Raw genomic sequence first — 18,538 nt, 5'->3', positions numbered from 1 at the left:
ACCGGTGATGAACGAGTACCTGTACTACGACGAGTTCCGCGCCCGCCAGGCGGACGCGGAGCGGACGCTGCGCCGGGAGGCGGAGGCGCCGGAGGTGACGCGGCGCGATCGCCGTGCCCGGCGTCGGGAGGCGACGCGGCGCCGGCGGGCGGTACGTCCTGCGTGGGAGCTGCCCGCCGGGCTGATCCCGCCCCAGCCGCGCTGACCGCCGGATGACGAGCACCCGGCCGGCCTCGCCGACCGACGCGCCCGCAGGCCAGGCGGCCGCGGCGACGCCGCGCGCCGCCTGGCACGATGGCGACGTGCCCACCCTCTCCGCCCCCTCGCCCCTGATCGGCCGCGCCGCCGAGCTGGACTCCCTGCGCGAGGCGTTCACGAACGCCCGCGCCGGCTCCGGCGGCGTGGTCGTCGTCGGCGGGGAGGCGGGTATCGGCAAGACCCGGCTGGTGGCCGAGTTCCTCGCCGGGCTGTCCCGGGACGCCGGCGATGCCGGCGAAGCCGGGCCGCTCGTACTGCACGGGCAGTGCGCCGACTCCGGCTCCGGCCCGCTCCCCTACGCCGCGCTGACGGGCGTGCTCGCGGACGCGGTCGACGCACTGGGCCCGGAGGCGACGCTCGAGGCCGCCGGTCCCGCGGCCGACGCGCTCGGCGTCCTGGCGCCCGGGCTCGTGGACGTGCGCCGCGACGTCGACACCGGTCGGCTGCCCGAGGTGCTCGCCGACCTGGCGTGCGCGCTCGCCGTCGCGCGGCCGGTCGTGGTCGTCCTCGAGGACCTGCACTGGTCGGACGACGTGACCCGCACCGTCGTCGCACGCCTGGCCCGGTCCGCCCCGCGCACGACCCTCCTGGTGGTCGCCACCTTCCGTAGCGACGACGTCGGCCGGCGGCACCCCCTGCGCACGACGCTGGCGGAGCTCGAGCGCTCCCGGCTCGCGACGCGGGTCGACGTGCCCCGCCTGGACGCCGACGACGCCACCCGGCTCGTCGCGGCGCTCGTCGCGACGACCGGGCGGGCACCGGACGTGCCCGGCACGGTCCTCGCGCAGCTCGTGGAGCGCGCCCAGGGCGTGCCGTTCTACGCGGAGGAGCTGGCCGAGTTCGCCGGTGACGCGATGCCCGACTCGCTGCGCGACCTGCTCCTCCTGCGGTACTCGTCCCTGAGCGACGCCGCGCGCACGTTCTGTCGCACGGTCGCCGCCGCGGGCCAGCGCGCCCCGCACGAGCTGCTCGTCGCCATGCTGGGGGTCGCCGGCCTCGACGACGCCGAGTCCGCCGCCCGGGAGGCGGTCGAGGCGCACGTGCTGGTGGCCGACGCCGACGGCTACCGCTTCCGGCACGCGCTCATGCAGGAGGCGGTGGACGACGAGCTGCTGCCGGGCGAGGCGCGCCGCCTGCACGCGGCGTGCGCCCGCGCCCTCGAGGAGGCCGGCCGGACGTTCGCGGACGTCGCCGCCGCGGCCGACCACTGGTGGCGGGCCCGCGTGCCCGACCGCGCCCTCGCCTCCGCCGTCGAGGTCGTGACGACGGCCGAGGCCGACGGCTCCACGTCGACGGCCGTCGTCGTGGGCGAGCGCGCTCTGGAGCTGTGGGACCTGGTGCCGGAGCCGGAGCGGGTCGTCGGGCTGCACCACGCCGCCCTGCTGCGCCACGTGGCCGTCGCGCTCCAGGACGCCGCACAGATCGACCGCGCCGCCGGCCTGGCAAGGGAGGCGGTCGACGAGTGGCCGGCCGACGACCCGGCCGGACAGGCCCGGGCGCTGTCCACGCTGGCGCACATCCTCGGCAAGGCCGGCGACGCCGGGTCCGACGGGCTGCTCGACGAGGCGCTGGCGCTCCTGCCCGTGGAGGACCACGCGGGACGGGCGCCGCTGCTCCGCCTGAAGGCGCGCAACGCGATGATGGACCACCGCGACGACGAGGCGGTCGCCGTCGCCGGGATGGCCCTCGACGCCGCCCGGGCCGCGGGCGACGCGCAGAACGTCTCGCTGGCGCTCAACCTCCGTGCGATGAGCCGCCTCAACGGCGGGGACCTGGACGCCCTCGCCGAGCTCGACACCTCCCGCGAGGCGGCCGGCGACGACTGGCGCGCCCAGTGCCACTACTACACGAACGCCTCCGACTCCCGGCTCAAGCTGGGCCGCTACGTCGAGGCGGAGCGGCTCGCGGAGCAGGGCGCGACGATCGCCCGCTCCCTGGGTGCCGGCTGGGCCACCCGGGCGATGCTCGAGGGGAACGTCGCCGAGGCCTGGATCGAGGTCGGACGGTGGCCCGACGCCGAGGCCTGGTACGAACGGTCGGTGCCGCTCATCGACCCCAGCGACTACGCCGTGTACCTGGGCGAGCGATGGACCTGGCTCACCATGTGGCGCGGGGACGTCGACCGGGCGCAGGCCATCGCGCGGGCCCGGCGCGCCACGTGGCTGCGCTTCGGCCGGGTGGAGGAGCAGATCCGGGCGCGCGTCGCGGGCACGCTGGCCGAGCTCGCCCTGCTGCGCGACGACCTGGACGACGCCCTCGACCTGATCTCCATCGCGACCGACCGGCGGGCGCTGTCCCCCTTCTACCGCCTCACCACGCTCGCCGTCGCGGCGCGGGTGCTCGACCGCGCCCGCGCCGCCGGCCGGCCGGTGGACGTCGCCCCGTACCGCGACGCGCTCGCGTCGTGCACGGTGTGGCCCACCTACCCGACGTGGGCAGCGCTGTTCGCCGCCGAGCTCGGGGACGGGTCGTGGGAGGCGGTCGCCTCGGCGGACGGCCCCGCGCACCTGCGCCCGTACGCCCTGTACCGGGACGGTGCGTCGCTGCTGGCCGCGGGCGACCGCGCCACGGCCCGGGAGCGGCTCGACGCCGCGGCACAGGCGGCGGACGCGATCGGCTGCGGCCTGGTCGCCGCCCAGGCACGGGCGCTGCTCGACGGCGCCGGCCTCGCCCGGGGCGGTCGCGGCGGCGGGCGTGCCGTGGACCGCGCGCTCACGGAGCGCGAGCGCCAGGTGCTCGACCTCGTCGCCGAAGGGCTGACGAACGGGCAGATCGCCGAGCGGCTGTTCATCAGTCGCAAGACGGCGTCGGTGCACGTGTCCGCCATCCTGCGCAAGCTCGGCGTGTCCAGCCGGACCGAGGCCGCGGTCGTCGCGCGGTCCGACCCGTCCTGACGTCGCCCGACGCACCTGTACACATGCCCTGAGCAGTCGTGTACGGACCGACGTGCCCCCTCCTCCCTAGGCGTGAAAGCACACCCGGCAGGAGGACATCATGGATCCGCACGTGTACGACATGCTCTTCGAGCGCCGTCAGGAGGAGCTCGAGCGCGAGGTCGCGCTGCGCCGTCTGGCGCACGAGATCCGCGCCTCGCGCCGCGCGCTCCAGGACGCTGTCGCGAGCCCGGAGCCGGTGGCGCCGCGCCGCCGCCCCGCGCCGGCCGCGCTGCACCGGCCGCGGCACGCCTGACCGGTCGGTCGCGAGCAGGCGACGCCCACCAGGCAGCAACCCCCACGACGTCCCACGCGCCGTCCGGCCCCGGCCGGACGGCGCGTGTCGCGTGTCGGGGCCGCTCCCCCGCGGTCGCGACCGTAGGCTCTCGGCCGTGCACGACCGCTATGGCTCCGACGTCCTGTCCTCCGCCGGCTCCCGCGCGCCCGGCGCGCCGGACGGCTCCGCCCATCACCGACGCCGCCCGGTGTCCCGACCGCGCGCGGCCGACCACGGCCTCGTGGTCGAGGAGGTGACCACGGGCTGGGTCGGCGCCGTGGTGCGCGTGGAGAAGTCGGGCGGCATCCACCTCGTGGTGCTGGAGGACCGGCGCGGTCGCACCCGCTCCTTCCCGCTCGGCCCGGGCTTCTGGGTGGACGGGCAGCCCGTGGAGCTCACGGCGCCCGTGACCACCCGCGCCCCCGAGCGCCCCACCCGCACGGCGTCCGGCTCCGTGGCCGTGCACGACGAGCGGGCACGGGTGGCCCGCGGGTCACGCATCTGGGTGGAGGGCAAGCACGACGCGGAGCTGGTCGAGAAGGTGTGGGGCGACGACCTGCGCGTCGAAGGGGTCGTCGTCGAGCTCCTCGACGGCGTGGACAACCTCGCCGACGCGCTCGACGAGTTCGCGCCGACGCCCGAGCGGCGGGTGGGCGTGCTCGTGGACCACCTGGTGCCAGGGTCCAAGGAGCGCCGCCTCGCCGACGACGCCCTGCGGCGCGTGCCGCGCGGCACCGTCCTGGTGCTGGGCCACCCGTACGTGGACGTGTGGCAGGCGGTGAAGGCGGAGCGCCTGGGTCTGGCGTCGTGGCCCACGATCGAGCGCGGAACCGAGTGGAAGCGCGGGATCCTGCGGGAGCTGGGCTGGCCGGCGTCGTCCACCGAGGACGTCGGGCGCGCCTGGCAGCGAATCCTGAGGACCGTGCGCGACTACCGCGACCTCGACCCGGCCCTGCTGGGCCGGGTCGAGGAGCTGATCGACTTCGTCACCGCCTGACGGCGGGGATCAGCGCGTCGTGATGCCATCCCGGTGCGCGTACGCGTTGACCTTCTCCGACACGTTGATGACGGCCAGGAAGAACTCGAGCATGATGCGGGCGAGCGCCAGGTACACGAGCGCGATGATCCACCCGAACACCAGGTAGAGGACCCCGCCCCAGACGGACTGGGAGAACGTGGCGACGAGGCCGGAGAGCCAGACCAGCACGACGAGCACCGTGACGATGATGTAGACGACCTTGACGACGCTGGGCGTGATGTAACGGCTGAACGAATAGTCGAAGAGGGCGCTGAGGAACCCGCTGCCCTGCCCGCCGGGCATGAGCGGCGCCGCCGACCGGTCGGGCGGGTACTCCGACCCGGGGTACAGGCCCGGGTCGGGCATCTGCCCCTCGTACGGCTGCTGGGGCTGCGCGTACTGCTGGTCGCCGTACGGCGGCTGCCCGCCGTGCGGCGGCGGGCCCGCGGGCGGCTGCTGCCCGTACGGCTGTGCGGGCGGGGCGGGCTGTGCGGGCTGACCGGGCGGCGGCTGGTACCCGGGCTGCTGCGGTTCGCCGGGCTGCTGCGGCGTGTTCTCGCTCATCGTTCCTCCTGTCGTCGTCCCGGGATGACGCACCCGGCGGGGTCTGAGCGTCCCCCGCCCACTCTGGCCTCACGCCGGGGGTGCCGCCACCGCACGTGACCACGGCAGATGCGCGAGGATGAGCCCATGAGCACGCCGCCGTACGGACCGCCCCCGCAGCAGCCACCGGCCGGGCCTCCCCCGGGTCAGCCTCCGCACGGTGGGCCGCCCCCGGGTCAGCCCCCGTACGGCGCGCCGCCGCCGGGCCAGCCTCCGTACGGGTACGGGCCGCAGCCCCTCTCCTCGGCCGACGAGCGCACGTGGGCCCTCGTCGCGCACCTCGGCCCGCCGGTCCTGGCGCTGCTCACCCTCGGCCTCCTGGGCTTCCTCACGCCGCTGCTGATCTGGCTGTTCCTGCGCGACCGCAGTGCTTACGTGGGCGACCAGGCCAAGGAGTCGCTGAACTTCCAGATCACGCTGCTGATCGGCTACGTGATCGGCTGGATCACGGTCTTGATGCTCGTCGGCTTCGTCATCCTGTTCGCGGTATGGGTCGCGTCGATCGTGTTCGCGATCCTCGCCGCCGTGGCGGTCAACCGGCACGAGCCGTACCGCTACCCGATCAACATCCGGTTCCTGTCCTGACCACCGGGGCGCCACGGCACGAGCGTGCTGACGCGTTCGTCACCGCGGCCGTCTGAGGAACGCGTCGGCACGCTCGTCACTGCTCAGGGGGTGAGCTCCCGGACGACGGCGTCGGCGAGCAGGCGGCCCTGGCGGGTGAGCACGACCCGCCCGCGCACGGCGGCGACGCCGTCGAGCAGACCGCGCGCGACCAGCCCCGCGACCGCGGCGCGACGCGACCGGTCGAGGGCGTCGACCTCCAGCCCCTCGCGCACGCGGACGCCGAGGAGCACCCGCTCGAGCTGCGCCTCGGCGGGCGTGAGCAGCTCGCGCCCGGCACCCGGGGACGAGCCCGACTCCAGCAGCGTCGCGTACCGGCGGGGGTGCTTGACGTTCCACCAGCGCACACCGGCCGGGTCGGCGTGCGCGGCCTCGACGGGCTCGGCCGACGGGGCGGCGACGTAGGAGTGGGCGCCCGGCCCGATCCCCCACCAGTCGTCGCCGCGCCAATAGGCGAGGTTGTGCCGGCATGCGTGCTCGGGCCCGCGCGCCCAGTTGCTCACCTCGTACCAGCCCAGGCCGGCCTCCGTGAGGAGTTCGTCGGCCAGCTCGTACTTCGCGGCCTGGTCGTCCTCGTCGGGCAGCGCGAGCTCGCCGCGGCGCACCTGGGCGTGCATCTTGGTGCCCGGCTCGACGACGAGCGCGTACGCCGAGACGTGGTCGACTCCGGTGGCCAGCACCGCCTCCAGCGAAGCCCGCCAGTCGTCCAGGGACTCCCCCGGCGTGCCGTAGATGAGGTCGAGCGAGACGTCGAGTCCGGCGTCCCGCGCCCAGGCCACGGCGTCGGGCACCCGCCGCGGGTCGTGGGTGCGCTCCAGCGTGGCGAGCACGTGCGGCACGGCAGACTGCATCCCGAACGAGACGCGGGTGAACCCGGCGTCGGCCAGCACCCGCAGCGACTCGGGCGTCACGGAGTCCGGGTTGGCCTCGGTGGTGACCTCGCCGCCGGGAGCCAGGCCCCAGGCGTCGTCGACCCCGCGCAGGATCCGTGCCAGGTCGGCGGCGGGCAGCATCGTGGGCGTGCCGCCGCCGAAGAACACGGTGGACACGGGTCGCGACCCCAGGCCCGCGTCGTCGAGCACCCGCGCCGCCAGGTCGACCTCGCGCAGGGCCGTCGTCGCGTACGCCGCCTGGTTCGCCCCGCCGCCCAGCTCGGACGCCGTGTAGGTGTTGAAGTCGCAGTAGCCGCACCGCACCGAGCAGAACGGCACGTGCACGTACACGCCGAACGGCCGCGGTTCCTGAGCCTGTCGAAGGGCGACAGACCCCACCCGCGCGAACGGCAGCGTGCCGTCGTCGGGCACGGCCGTGCCCTCAGGCAGCGCGGGCACTACTTCTTCTTGTCCTTGGCGTCCTTGCCGCCCCCGCTGTCGGAGGAGAGCGCGGCGATGAAGGCGTCCTTCGGGACCTCGACGGACCCGATGTTCTTCATGCGCTTCTTGCCCTCCTTCTGCTTCTCGAGCAGCTTGCGCTTGCGGCTGATGTCGCCGCCGTAGCACTTGGCGAGCACGTCCTTGCGCATGGCGCGCACCGTCTCACGGGCGATGACGCGCGCGCCGACGGCGGCCTGGATGGGCACCTCGAACTGCTGGCGCGGGATGATCTCCTTGAGCTTCGCCGTCATCATGACGCCGTAGTCGTAGGCCTTCTCCCGGTGCACGATGGCGCTGAACGCGTCCACCTGGTCGCCCTGCAGCAGGATGTCGACCTTCACGAGGTCCGCCGCCTGGTCACCCTGGGGCTCGTAGTCCAGCGACGCGTAGCCACGGGTGCGCGACTTGAGCTGGTCGAAGAAGTCGAAGACGATCTCGGCGAGCGGCAGCGTGAAGCGCAGCTCGACCCGGTCCTCCGACAGGTAGTCCATGCCGTCCATCTGACCACGCCGGTCGTTGCACAGGCCCATCACGGTGCCGACGAACTCGCTCGGCGCGAGGATGGTCGCGCGCACCACGGGCTCGCGGACCTCCTTGATCTTGCCGCCCGGGAACTCGGACGGGTTCGTCACCTTCACCTCGGTACCGTCGTCGAGCGTGACGTCGTAGACGACGTTCGGCGCGGTCGAGATGAGGTCCAGGTCGAACTCGCGCTCGAGCCGTTCGCGCACGATCTCCAGGTGCAGCAGCCCGAGGAAGCCGACGCGGAAGCCGAAGCCGAGCGCCACCGACGTCTCCGGCTCGTAGTTGAGCGCCGCGTCGTTGAGCTTGAGCTTGTCGAGCGCGTCGCGCAGCGCCGGGTAGTCGGACCCGTCCACCGGGTACAGGCCGGAGAAGACCATCGGCTTCGGCTCGCTGTACCCGCCGAGCGACTCCGTCGCGGGCTTGCCGGCGTTGGTGACGGTGTCGCCGACCTTCGACTGCCGCACGTCCTTCACGCCCGTGATGAGGTAGCCGACCTCGCCGACGCCGAGCCCCTTCGTGACGATCGGGTCGGGCGAGATGACGCCGATCTCGAGCAGCTCGTGCGTGGCGCGCGTCGACATCATGACGATGCGCTCGCGCGGGCTGAGGCTGCCGTCGATGACCCGCACGTACGTCACGACCCCGCGGTAGGTGTCGTACACGGAGTCGAAGATCATCGCGCGGGCGGGTGCGTCGGCGTCACCGACCGGGGCCGGGATGCGCTCGACGATCCTGTCGAGCAGCGCCTCGACCCCCGCGCCCGTCTTGCCGCTGACCTTCAGCACGTCGTCGGGGTCGCCGCCCACGAGGTTCGCCAGCTCCTCCGCGTACTTCTCCGGCTGCGCGGCGGGCAGGTCGATCTTGTTGAGGACGGGGATGATCTCGAGGTCGTTCTCCATCGCCAGGTACAGGTTGGCGAGCGTCTGCGCCTCGATGCCCTGCGCCGCGTCGACCAGCAGGACCGCGCCCTCGCAGGCCGCGAGCGAACGGGAGACCTCGTAGGTGAAGTCGACGTGCCCCGGGGTGTCGATCATGTTGAGCGCGTGCGCCTGGTCGCCCAGCTGCCACGGCATCCGCACGGCCTGCGACTTGATCGTGATGCCGCGCTCGCGCTCGATGTCCATGCGGTCGAGGTACTGCGCCCGCATCGCCCGCGGCTCGACGACGCCGGTGAGCTGGAGCATGCGGTCGGCGAGCGTCGACTTGCCGTGGTCGATGTGCGCGATGATGCAGAAGTTGCGGATGAGCTCGGGCGCCGTGACGTTCGGCTCGATGCGCGCACTCAGCGCGGGTCCGGGGATGGGCAACGCGATTCGCTCCGTCAGGGTCGCTGGAAGGGTGTCGTCGGTGGTGACGAGGCCCGGCCATTGTCCCATGAGGTACCGCGGGCACGTCCCACGTGCGGGCACCGCGCACCGCTGCGTACGGTCGAGGGCCCACCGACCGACGTGACGGAAGGAGCCCCGACATGACCGACACCGCCGACCTGACCGGGAAGCGAGTCCTGGCGATCGTGACGAGCTACGGCGTCGAGCAGGACGAGCTGGTCGTTCCGCTCGAGCACCTGCGCGCCGCGGGCGCCGAGGTGGTGGTCGCCTCGAACGAGCCCGGCGACGTCCGCACGCTCGTCGGCGACAAGGACCCGGGCCGGCCCGTCCCCGCCGACACGACCTACGACGCCGTCGACCCCGACGGCGCGGACCTGCTGCTGGTGCCGGGCGGCACGATCAACGCCGACACGCTGCGCCTGCAGGAGGCCGCCGTCGGTCTCGTCACCGCGTTCGCGCACTCCGGCAGGCCGGTCGCCGCCATCTGCCACGGCCCGTGGGCGGTGGTCGAGGCCGGTTGCGTCGGTGGCGCGACCCTCACCTCCTACCCGTCGCTGGCCACCGACGTGCGCAACGCCGGAGGCCGCTGGGTGGACCGGTCCGTGGTGCGCGACGACGGCGCGGGCTTCCCCCTCGTGACGTCGCGGACCCCGGACGACCTGGACGACTTCCTCCGCCAGGTCGACGCGGTCCTGAGCTCCTGACCCAGGGCCCGACCACCAGGCCACGCCGGGTACTAGCCTCGGCGCCATGCCGATCGAGCCCGCCGCCGCGCCGCGCCGTCCCACCGTCGACCCGCACACGGGGCGGCGCGCCGACGGCGGGCCGGAGCCCGAGCGGCTGGCGCTGCTCGCCCGGCTCCAGGACGAGTTCGCCGCCGCCGTGCCCGACGTCGCGCCCGACGCGCTCGTCCCGGCGTGCGGGGACTGGCGGGCCCGCGAGCTGGTGGTGCACCTCGCGGGCGTCCACCACTGGGCAGGCGGGATGGCCGTGGGCGACCCGTCGCGGTCGGAGGACCTGCCCGTGCCCGACCTCTCGGGGCCCGACGGCGGCGCTGCGGAGCTGGCCGCCCTCTACGCCCGGCACGCCACGGCCCTGCGGTCCGCGCTGGCGGCCGCGGGTCCCGACGGCGCCTCGCGCACCTTGCTCGGAGAGGGACCGGCGTCCTTCTGGTGGCGGCGCCAGGGATACGAGACGCTCGTGCACCTGCACGACCTGCACGGCGCCCGGCTGGGCTCGGGCCCGGCCGCGCTGGCCGCCGTCGACGTCGCCCCCGAGGTGTGGGCCGACGCCGTCGACGAGGTCGTGACGATGTTCCAGCCCCGGCAGGTGCGGCTCGGGCGGATGGCGCCGCTGCGCGACCGGCTGCGCGTCGTCGCGACCGACCTCGACTGGTCGTGGACCCTGGAGGCCCCCGCTGCCGAGGCCGGCGGACCGGCGGCGACGATCGAGGCGCCGGCGCACGGCCTCGCGCTGCTGCTGTGGGGTCGGCTGACCCTCGACGAGGCGGGCGCCGTCGTCGCCGGCGACGCGGCCGCCGCCCGCCGCGTGCTCGCGGCGCCGCTCGTGCCCTGACGCCGAGGCCCTTCGGGGCGGACGCGACCGATGACTCCCGACGGGTCGCGCGGTCCACCCGCCATGAGCGACGACACCACCACCGACACCAGCACGCCCGCCGTCACGACCGCGACGGTCACCACGGGGCGGGGCGACCGGGTCACCTACGACCTGCGCGGCAGCGGGCCCGCGGTCGTCTTCGTCGCCGGGGCAGGCCCGTACCGCGCCGTCGACCCGGTGACGACCCGCACGGCGGAGCTCCTCGCGGCCCAGGGCGTGATGACCGTGGTCTTCGACCGGCTCGGCCGGGGTGACTCCCCCGCCTCCGGGTCCCTCGACCTGGACCGTGAGCTCGACGCCGTGGCGGCGGTGCTCGACGTCGCGGGCGGCTCCGCCGTGCTGTGCGGGCACTCCTCGGGGTGCGCGATCTCGCTGCGGGCAGCAGACCGCGGGCTCCTCGTCGTCGGGCTCGCGCTGTGGGAGGCGCCCCTGGAGTCGAGCGCCGACGAGACGGCGGCCTGGGCGGCAGAGATCGAGCGGAGGATCGACGCCGGCGACCTCGAGGGCGCCACCGAGCACTACATGAAGGACATGCCGCCCGAGTGGCTCGCCGGGGCCAAGGCGTCGCCGCACTGGCCTGCGATCGCGGCGTCGGTCGTGTCGCAGCGCGCCGACGCGCAGGCGCTCGTCTGGGCGACACGCGCTCTGGCGGACGGTGGCCTCGGCGCGCTCGACGTGCCGTTGCTCGCCATGACGGGGACGCGGACGTTCCCGCGGATGCCGGAGGCCGCGCGGAGCCTCGCCGACGCGGTGCCCGACGGCACCGCCGAGACCGTGGACGGCGCCGACCACTCGTGGGAGCCGGAGGCGATGGCCGACCGCCTGGCGGGGTTCGTCCTCGAATGAGCCGCACGTAGGCTGTCCGCCGTGGCGAACCGATGGCTGAACCTGCTGGTCGACGTGCTGCGATCGGCGACGCGGCCGTCGTCGCGCGGCGCGTCGCGCCCCTCCTCGACCAGCCGGCGCGGCGGCGCCGCGACTCCCGCGCGGCCCGCGTCGGCCGTGGGCTACCCCGGCGACTTCTCCGGCACGGTGCGCCCTGTGTACTCCCCGCGCCCGGACGGCGAGCCCGACCCGGGCGAGGTCGTGTGGACCTGGGTGCCGTACGAGGAGGACCACGCCCAGGGCAAGGACCGACCGGTGCTGCTCGTGGGCCGCGACGGCCGCTGGCTGCTGGCCCTCCAGCTCACCAGCAAGGACCACGACCGGGACGCCGCCCAGGAGGCCCGGTACGGGCGGCTGTGGATGGACGTCGGCACCGGTGCGTGGGACTCCCGGAAGCGCCCGAGCGAGGTGCGCCTCAACCGGGTGATCCGCGTGGACCCGCAGGCCGTACGCCGCGAGGGCGCCGTCATGGACCGCCGGACGTTCGACCGGGTGGCCCGGGCGATGGCGGACGCTCGCCGCTGATACCGGCGACGGACCTCACACGACGGGCCCGCGCAGCGGTTCTGCCCGCCTGGGGCCCTCTGCTATCGTTGATGTTTGCGTGTCCGCCCAGGTCGGCGGGCACCGCCGCAGTTCCTCTCCACGGGTTCCCCACCCCAGTCCCGGAGCTGTGGCCGCCCTCTACGACCTATCCGCTCGCCGGCAGGCGAACACACCAGGAAGTCCACACGTGGCAAACATCAAGTCCCAGATCAAGCGCATCAAGACGAACGAGAAGGCGCGCCTGCGCAACAAGGCCGTCAAGTCTGAGCTGAAGACGTACGTGCGCAAGGTGCGCGAGGCCGTCGCCGCGGGCGACAAGGAGGCCGCCTCCACCGCGCTGCAGGCCGCGTCGCGCAAGCTCGACAAGGCCGTCTCGAAGGGTGTCATCCACACCAACCAGGCCGCGAACCGCAAGTCGGCCATCGCGAAGCTGGTCGAGGCTCTCTGAGTCGTCGCGCTCCGTCCGCCTGACGCGCTCGCGCCGGGTCGGACATGCAAGGCTCCGAAGGGCGCCGCACCCCCGGGTGCGGCGCCCTTCGTGCGTCCCGGGGATGCGGTGAGCGGGCGGCCGGTGGTCAGCCCCGGCGGGACCGCGCGATGGTCAGGACGGCGCGCTCGACGGCGAACACCGGGTCGCGGCCGCCGCCCTTGACGTCGGCATCGGCCTGGGCGACGGCGCCGATGGCGGTGGCGAGCCCTTCCGGGGTCCAGCGGGACAGGTCCCGCTGGGCGTTGCGCACCTGCCAGTCCTGCAGCCCGAGCTGACGGGCGGTGGCCGCGCCACCGCGGATGGCCGCGACCCGCGCCAGGGTGCGCAGCCGCAGCGCAAGGGCGGCGACGATCGGCACCGGGTCGGCCCCGGTCGCGAGGGCGTGGCGCAGGAGGGCGACGGCACCGCCCGGGTCGCCCGCCACAGCGGCGTCGGCGACCTTGAAGCCGGTGGCCTCGACCCGGCCGCCGTAGTAGCGGTCGACGACGGTCTCGCTGATCGTTCCGGTCGTGTCGGCCACGAGCTGGGAGCACGCCGAGGCGAGCTCGCGCAGGTCGGTGCCCAGGGCGTCGACGAGCGCGCGCACCGCGGCGGCGTCCGCCCGGCGGCGCGCGGTGCGGAACTCGGCCGTCACGAACTGGACCTTGTCGGCGTCCTTGGTGACGGGCTCGCACTCGAGCACCGGGGCGCCGCTGGCCACGATCGCGTCGAGCATCCGCTTGCCGCGCTGCCCGCCCCCGTGCACCACCACGACGACGGTCTCCGGGTCCGGCGACGCGACGTAGGCGACGACGTCCGCCACGAGGTCCTCGGTGGCCGCCTCCGCCCCCCGCACCACGACGACGCTCGGCTCGCCGAACAGGGACGGGCTGGCCGCGACGGCGAGCTGGCCGGCGGCGTACGTGCCGCCGTCGAGCTCCGCCTTCTCCGTGGTGGCGTCGCGCTCGCGGGCGAGGCGGACGACGCCGTCCACCGCGCGCTCCGCGAGCAGCCCCTCCGGGCCGCGCACCAGGAGGACGGGCGCCAGGGTCGGGTCGTCCCACGGCCGGCTGTTCGCCGCGGACCTCCCCTTGCGGGGCGGACGGGACTGGCGCGAGGCGGGGGCGGATGGCACGCCCCCAGCCTGCCACGGACCGCCGACGCCGCCGCCCTCCCCCGACCCGCGACGGCCCGCTACCCGCAGGCCAGGCCGATCTCGTCGCCCCGTCCCACCAGCGCGGCCGTGCCGCACTCGTCGGTGCGCACCAGGGCGGAACCCACGGACGCGTACAGGGACAGCGCGTCGTCGGTGGGGTGCCCGTAGGTGTTGTCCGCGCCCACGCTCACGAGCGTGACGCGCGGTGACAGGTGCCGGGCGAGCGCCGCCGACTGCGACCGCGACCCGTGATGGGCCATCTTCACCACGTCGACGTCGGCCGACCGCCCCGACGCGGCGAGGTCGGCCACCAGGGCCTCCTGACCCGGCTCCTCCAGGTCACCGAGCGCCACGACGTCGAGCCCGCCGGCGGTGCGCAGCTCGACCGCGACGCTGGCGTCGTTCGCCCCGTCGCCCTCGTCTCCCCCGCCCGACCCGCCCGCGCGCGACGCGCCCGAGGCCCCGAGCACCTGCCAGGTCGCGGAGCCCGCCGATCCGCCGTCTCCCGCGGCCGCCACGTGGACCGGCACGCCTGCGGCGTCGAGCTGCGACCGCGCCGACGCCGCCTGGCCCTCCGGCTGGTCGAGCGGTGAGACCAGTGCGTCCGTGACGGCACGGCCCCGCAGCACCGCCGCCAGCCCTCCCACGTGGTCGGCGTGGAAGTGGCTGAGCACCAGCAGGTCCACGGTCGTGACGCCGAGCCGGTCGAGGCACCGGCCGGCGGCCTCGCCGTCGGGGCCCACGTCCACCACCACCGCCGACTCCGGCCCCGTACGGACCGCGAGGGAGTCGCCCTGGCCGACGTCGCAGGCGGCCACCTGCCAGTCTGCCGGGACGCGGTGCCCGGCTCCCGCGAGGCGAGGCACCATCACCACGACGACCGCCAGCAGGGCGAGGCCGGCCAGCCCAGCCACAGCGGCGGTCCGCGCGCGCCCGTGCCGTGCCGTCGTGCGCCGGACCTGCCCGCGCGCCCGCCGCACGACCCGTGGCACGGCCTCGCGCCACTCGCGGCGCCAGCCCTCGCCGGGCGGTCGGCGCAGCACGAGCGCGAGGCCCGCGAGGGTCAGCAGCGCCAGCGCGGCCACCCCGCCGGCGCCGCCCGGCCAGGGCAGTCGTGCGCCCGGCACGGCGGCGAACGTCTGCGCCACCACGGCGATCCAGCCCGTGGCCGTCCCTGCGAGCCAGGCGACGGGCAGCGCGAGACCCGGCGCCCATGGGGCGAGCAACGTGGCCACGAGCCCGAGGACGGTGGCCGGGACCAGGGCGGGCGTCGCGAGAAGGTTTGCGGGCACGGACATGAGCGGCACGTGCGGGTCGATCAGGAGCAGCACCGGCCCGCATGCGGCCTGCGCGGCCCACGGGACGGCGAGCGCGAACGCGAGCGGACGCCCGGTCCACGGCGTCAGCCGGCGCGCGAGCGGACCCGCCAGCAGCACGAGGCCCGCGGTCGCCGCGCACGACAGCACGAACCCGAAGGAGCGCGCCAGCCACGGGTCGACGACGAGCAGCACCGTCGCCGCGGCGGCGAGCGCGGGGGCGCCTGCCGACGGCCGGCCGAGGGCGAGCCCCAGGAGCGCCGCGGCGCAGGTCCAGGCCGCCCGGAGCACGCTGGGCTCGGGCCGCACGAGGAGGACGAACGCGGCCGCAACGGCCGCCACGACCACCACCCGCACCGTCCGCGGGGCACGGGCCAGCGCGCACAGGGCGGTGAGCGCGGCCACCACGATCGCGAAGTGGCCGCCGGACACCGCGGTGACGTGCGTGAGGCTCGTGACCCGCATCGCCTCGTCGACGGTGTCGGGCACCCGGCTCGTGTCGCCTACCGCGACGCCCGGTACCAGCCCGCGGGCCTGCGGGGACAGGGGCTCCGTGACGTCCAGGAGCGCCGACCGCATCGTGTGCGTCCCGCGCAGCAGCGCCGACGGCGGTGCGCGCTCCGCCACCGGGTCGGACGCCGCCAGCCGGGCCAGCGGTCCGTCGCCGCCGGACACCGGGCGCAGCACGCCCGAGACCACGACGGTGGACCCGAACCGCGGCACCGGACCGTCCGCGGTGATCTCGACGAGGCCGGCGGTGGGCACCGCCACCCCGCGCGCGGCCACCTGGCGCACCGCCAGCACCCACCGGTCGCCCGTACCGAAGACCGCGGGCCGCGCCTCCGAGGCGACCCGCCCGACCAGCTCGGCGTGCGCGCCCTGCCCGGACAGCGCCCGCAGCGGCGCCTGGCGGGCGGCCTGCGCGTGCACCCCCAGCGCGACGGCCGCGACGCAGGCAAGGACCAGGACGGCATGCACCGCGACGGCCCGGCGGCCGCCCGCCCATCGGGCGCCTCGGGAGCCGCGCGCCCCCCGGGGAGCTCGAGACGGCACGGTGTCCGGTGCGTCCGGCCTGATGTCCGGCGCGATGGCGGCGGGCATGGCGGCGGGCACGGCGGCGGGCGTGGCGGCGGGCAACGCGGGCGCGCCGTGTCGCGACCGTCGCCGCGCCCGCGTGACGGCACCCAGCGCGACCCCCACGCCGACTGCGCCGAGCGCCGCCCCGACGGCCACCGGAGGCGCCCAGGCTTGCGCGGCACCGGTGAGCGCCCAGGCGACTCCCCAGGTGGCGAGCACTGCCGGTACCAGGCGCAGGTCGACCCGCCGGGGCGGCGGCACCACGCTCCCGTCTCCCTCGTCTCGGCCCGGCACAGCTCCGAGCCCGGCGGCCACTGCTCCGCGCAGCACCGGCGCGGACGTCCCGGACCGTGGCGGCAGCAGTAGCTCCGGACCCGGACGCCGCGCCCTCACAGCCGGACCAGGTCGCGGACCTGCCCGAGCACGGCCGGCCCGATCCCGGAGACCTCGTCGAGCTCGTCGACGCTGGTGAACGGACCGTGCTCGTCGCGCCACGCGATGATCCGCCCGGCCAGCGCCGGGCCGATGCCGGGCAGCTCCTCGAGCTCCGTCACCCCCGCGGTGTTGAGGTCCACCGTCCCTCCCGTGCCGGTGCCCGAGCTCTCGCCCGGCCCCGCTGCGGCGCCGTCCCCGGCGGCAGCACCGTCGGCGATCTGCGGCGCCTCACCCGGCCGCGGCACGCGGATCTGCTCGCCGTCGACCACGGCGCGCGCCAGGTTGAGCGCCGCGGCGTCGGCGCGCCGGGTCGTCCCCCCGGCGGCGGCCACCGCGTCCGCCACCCGGGCGCCCGTCGGGACGGTGACCAGGCCCGGCTCGCGCACCTCGCCCACCACGTGCACCACGACCGTCCCCGGCGCGGGAGTCGGCCCCGACGTCTCGCCGGGGTCAAGCTCCGCGTCCGGTGTGTCTGCGCCCGGGGCGGGTGACGCGCCTGCCCCGCCGTCCGCGGCGGCGGCACCTGCATCGCCGGCCGCGGCGTCGGACGCGGCGTCGGACGCGGACGGCGCGTTCCCCCCGGCGAGGGTGATGACGTCGTCGGGCCGGGCCGACGCGACCACCGCGACGAGAACGGCCACGAGCACCACGACGGCCGACGCCACGACCGCGGCACGCAGCCCGATCGACCATCGACGCGGTCCGCCGCCGTCGTGCCCGCCGAGCGGGTGCCCGTGCGCGGCCGCGTACGCCGCGGCGACGTGCCGCGCCGACCGGCGGGCACGCAGGCGCGCGGCAAGCTCGTCCTCCTCGGCCGGCACCGCCCCCGCCACCGCGCCCTGCCCCGCCGCCGTGCCGGCGACGGGCGGGGTGACCGCGCGCCCTTGGCCGGGGTCCTCTCGAGGGGGCTCGTCGGTCTCCTCCCGCAGGGCGTGCCACGCGTGCAGCCGTGCCGCGGCCTCGTCCAGCGCGGGGTCCCGCGCGCGCCACGGCGCGTCGTCCGGCCGCCCGACGTCGCCGGGCGGCCTCGTGCCGTCGGACGGGCCGGTGCCGTCGGGTCCGGTGCCGTCCGACGGCTCGACGTCGGCAGGGTCGTGGGGCAGCGTGGTGGTCACGCGGCGACGCTAGGGTCACCCGCCGCGCCACGAGCGCCGCCCGTCGGGAACCTGTGGACGGCGCTCGCCTGGGGGCAGGCTCGTCAGCGCACGGCGTCGCGCGGGCGTCCGCCCAGCTCGGCGACGACGACGGCGAGCGCCCCCGGCCCGGCGTGCGCACCGAGCACCGCGCTCACGGGGGTGACCACGGGCTCCGCCCCGGTGGCGGCCCCCAGCCGCTCGGCCAGCTCCGCCGCCCGCTCGGGCACCCCGAGGTGGTGCACGGCCAGACCGGGACGTTCGCACGTCTCGGCCCGGCGCAGCGCGAGCTCGACCAGCCGGTCGGTGGCCGCGCGACGGGTGCGTACGCGCTGCGCCATCTCGATCCCGCCGTCGCGCACCGCGAGGATGGGCCGCACCCCGAGGGCGGTACCGAGCGCGGCGGCCGGGGCGGACAGCCGCCCACCGCGGCGCAGGTGGTCGAGGGAGTCGACGAGGAACACCGTCGTGCTCGAGGCCGCGACCTGCCGCGCCCGTGCGGCGACGGTCGCGGCATCGTGCCCCTCGGCGGCGCACCGCGCGGCCTCCAGCGCGGCGAACCCGAGTGCCATCGCGACGGTGCGGGAGTCGATCGCCTGCACCGGGATCATCGCGCGGTGCCCGGCGCTCGCGGCTACCTCGACGGTACCGGACAGCGCGCCCGACAGGTAGACCCCGACCACCGCCTGCGCCCCGTCGGCGACGAGGTCGCGGTAGACGCCGGCGAACTCTGCCGGTGAGGGCTGAGAGGTGCTGAGCCGCTCGCCCGCGGTGATTCGCGCGGCCACCTCCTCCGGCGTGATGTCGACGCCCTCGCGCCACGACTCCTCGCCCGACACGACGCGGAGCGGGACGACGACGGGCGCGCCGGCGTCGGCGGCGGCGGCGGGCAGGCAGGCGGTCGAGTCGGTGACGACGCGGACCGCGGGGGCTTCGTTGGGCATCGGCGGGGAGTCTACCGACGC

Annotated in this window: 17 protein-coding genes; 10 read left to right on the top strand and 7 right to left on the bottom strand. The window is 76.0% G+C overall.

The features are described from left to right. Window positions 1-7: 7 nt before the first annotated feature. The 4 genes from B5Y66_RS12640 (at window position 8) to B5Y66_RS12625 (ending at window position 4,465) form a co-directional block, all read left to right on the top strand. Entirely contained in the window at window positions 8-205 is a 198-nt protein-coding gene (locus tag B5Y66_RS12640; protein ID WP_079574834.1) for a hypothetical protein, read from the top strand. Window positions 206-302: 97 nt separating this feature from the next. Beyond that, a complete protein-coding gene (locus B5Y66_RS23150) occupies window positions 303-3,152 on the top strand; it encodes an ATP-binding protein (RefSeq protein WP_176168861.1) in 2,850 nt (949 codons plus the stop codon). Between the two features lie 100 nt (window positions 3,153-3,252). Next, the gene (locus B5Y66_RS12630) at window positions 3,253-3,447 is read left to right on the top strand and encodes a hypothetical protein (protein WP_079574832.1); all 195 of its coding nucleotides are present in this window, start codon (window positions 3,253-3,255) and stop codon (window positions 3,445-3,447) included. Window positions 3,448-3,583: 136 nt separating this feature from the next. Then, window positions 3,584-4,465, top strand: coding sequence for a DUF3097 domain-containing protein (locus B5Y66_RS12625; protein WP_079574831.1), 882 nt, complete (start codon window positions 3,584-3,586; stop codon window positions 4,463-4,465). A 9-nt stretch (window positions 4,466-4,474) separates the two neighbouring features. Here the strand turns inward: B5Y66_RS12625 and B5Y66_RS12620 are convergent, their stop codons facing one another. Beyond that, the gene (locus B5Y66_RS12620; RefSeq protein ID WP_079574830.1) at window positions 4,475-5,050 is read right to left on the bottom strand and encodes a DUF4282 domain-containing protein; all 576 of its coding nucleotides are present in this window, start codon (window positions 5,048-5,050) and stop codon (window positions 4,475-4,477) included. A 126-nt stretch (window positions 5,051-5,176) separates the two neighbouring features. Here B5Y66_RS12620 and B5Y66_RS12615 point away from each other — a divergent pair, with 126 nt between their 5' ends. Beyond that, a complete protein-coding gene (locus B5Y66_RS12615) occupies window positions 5,177-5,674 on the top strand; it encodes a DUF4870 domain-containing protein (protein WP_079574829.1) in 498 nt (165 codons plus the stop codon). Between the two features lie 83 nt (window positions 5,675-5,757). Here B5Y66_RS12615 and hemW read toward each other — a convergent pair whose 3' ends face one another. After that, on the bottom strand, window positions 5,758-7,044 hold the full coding sequence (gene hemW, locus B5Y66_RS12610) for a radical SAM family heme chaperone HemW (RefSeq protein ID WP_079574828.1): 1,287 nt from the start codon (window positions 7,042-7,044) through the stop codon (window positions 5,758-5,760). Continuing rightward, a complete protein-coding gene (lepA, locus tag B5Y66_RS12605) occupies window positions 7,044-8,918 on the bottom strand; it encodes a translation elongation factor 4 (protein ID WP_079574827.1) in 1,875 nt (624 codons plus the stop codon). The genes hemW and lepA overlap by 1 nt, the downstream gene beginning before the upstream one ends. A 161-nt stretch (window positions 8,919-9,079) precedes the next feature. Between lepA and B5Y66_RS12600 the strand changes: the two genes are divergently transcribed. The 5 genes from B5Y66_RS12600 (at window position 9,080) to rpsT (ending at window position 12,435) form a co-directional block, all read left to right on the top strand. Beyond that, on the top strand, window positions 9,080-9,643 hold the full coding sequence (locus B5Y66_RS12600) for a DJ-1/PfpI family protein (RefSeq protein WP_079574826.1): 564 nt from the start codon (window positions 9,080-9,082) through the stop codon (window positions 9,641-9,643). A gap of 46 nt (window positions 9,644-9,689) precedes the next feature. Next, window positions 9,690-10,514: a maleylpyruvate isomerase family mycothiol-dependent enzyme gene (locus tag B5Y66_RS12595; protein WP_079574825.1), complete on the top strand. Its 825-nt coding sequence runs from the start codon at window positions 9,690-9,692 to the stop codon at window positions 10,512-10,514. Between the two features lie 63 nt (window positions 10,515-10,577). After that, window positions 10,578-11,402: an alpha/beta fold hydrolase gene (locus B5Y66_RS12590; RefSeq protein WP_079574824.1), complete on the top strand. Its 825-nt coding sequence runs from the start codon at window positions 10,578-10,580 to the stop codon at window positions 11,400-11,402. 21 nt (window positions 11,403-11,423) lie between these two features. Further along, window positions 11,424-11,966: a type II toxin-antitoxin system PemK/MazF family toxin gene (locus B5Y66_RS12585; RefSeq protein WP_079574823.1), complete on the top strand. Its 543-nt coding sequence runs from the start codon at window positions 11,424-11,426 to the stop codon at window positions 11,964-11,966. A 208-nt stretch (window positions 11,967-12,174) separates the two neighbouring features. After that, entirely contained in the window at window positions 12,175-12,435 is a 261-nt protein-coding gene (gene rpsT / locus B5Y66_RS12580; protein WP_079574822.1) for a 30S ribosomal protein S20, read from the top strand. 127 nt (window positions 12,436-12,562) lie between these two features. On the opposite strand, the gene holA is transcribed toward rpsT, so the two are convergent. The 4 genes from holA to B5Y66_RS12560 form a co-directional block, all read right to left on the bottom strand. Further along, the gene (holA, locus tag B5Y66_RS12575; protein ID WP_079574821.1) at window positions 12,563-13,591 is read right to left on the bottom strand and encodes a DNA polymerase III subunit delta; all 1,029 of its coding nucleotides are present in this window, start codon (window positions 13,589-13,591) and stop codon (window positions 12,563-12,565) included. Window positions 13,592-13,650: 59 nt separating this feature from the next. Further along, window positions 13,651-16,269: a ComEC/Rec2 family competence protein gene (locus B5Y66_RS12570; protein ID WP_245807091.1), complete on the bottom strand. Its 2,619-nt coding sequence runs from the start codon at window positions 16,267-16,269 to the stop codon at window positions 13,651-13,653. A gap of 125 nt (window positions 16,270-16,394) precedes the next feature. Further along, window positions 16,395-17,555 carry a ComEA family DNA-binding protein gene (locus tag B5Y66_RS22940; RefSeq protein ID WP_245807090.1) on the bottom strand — a complete coding sequence of 387 codons (1,161 nt, stop codon included), beginning with the start codon at window positions 17,553-17,555 and terminating at the stop codon, window positions 16,395-16,397. A gap of 83 nt (window positions 17,556-17,638) precedes the next feature. Next, window positions 17,639-18,517, bottom strand: coding sequence for a DegV family protein (locus tag B5Y66_RS12560; protein WP_079574820.1), 879 nt, complete (start codon window positions 18,515-18,517; stop codon window positions 17,639-17,641). Between the last annotated feature and the right edge of the window lie 21 nt (window positions 18,518-18,538).

The organism is Krasilnikoviella flava, from assembly GCF_900167525.1.
Taxonomy (GTDB): Bacteria; Actinomycetota; Actinomycetes; order Actinomycetales; family Cellulomonadaceae; genus Isoptericola; species Isoptericola flavus.
Note: the sequence above shows the minus strand (reverse complement) of the source record. Positions and strands in the feature narration are given on the sequence as shown.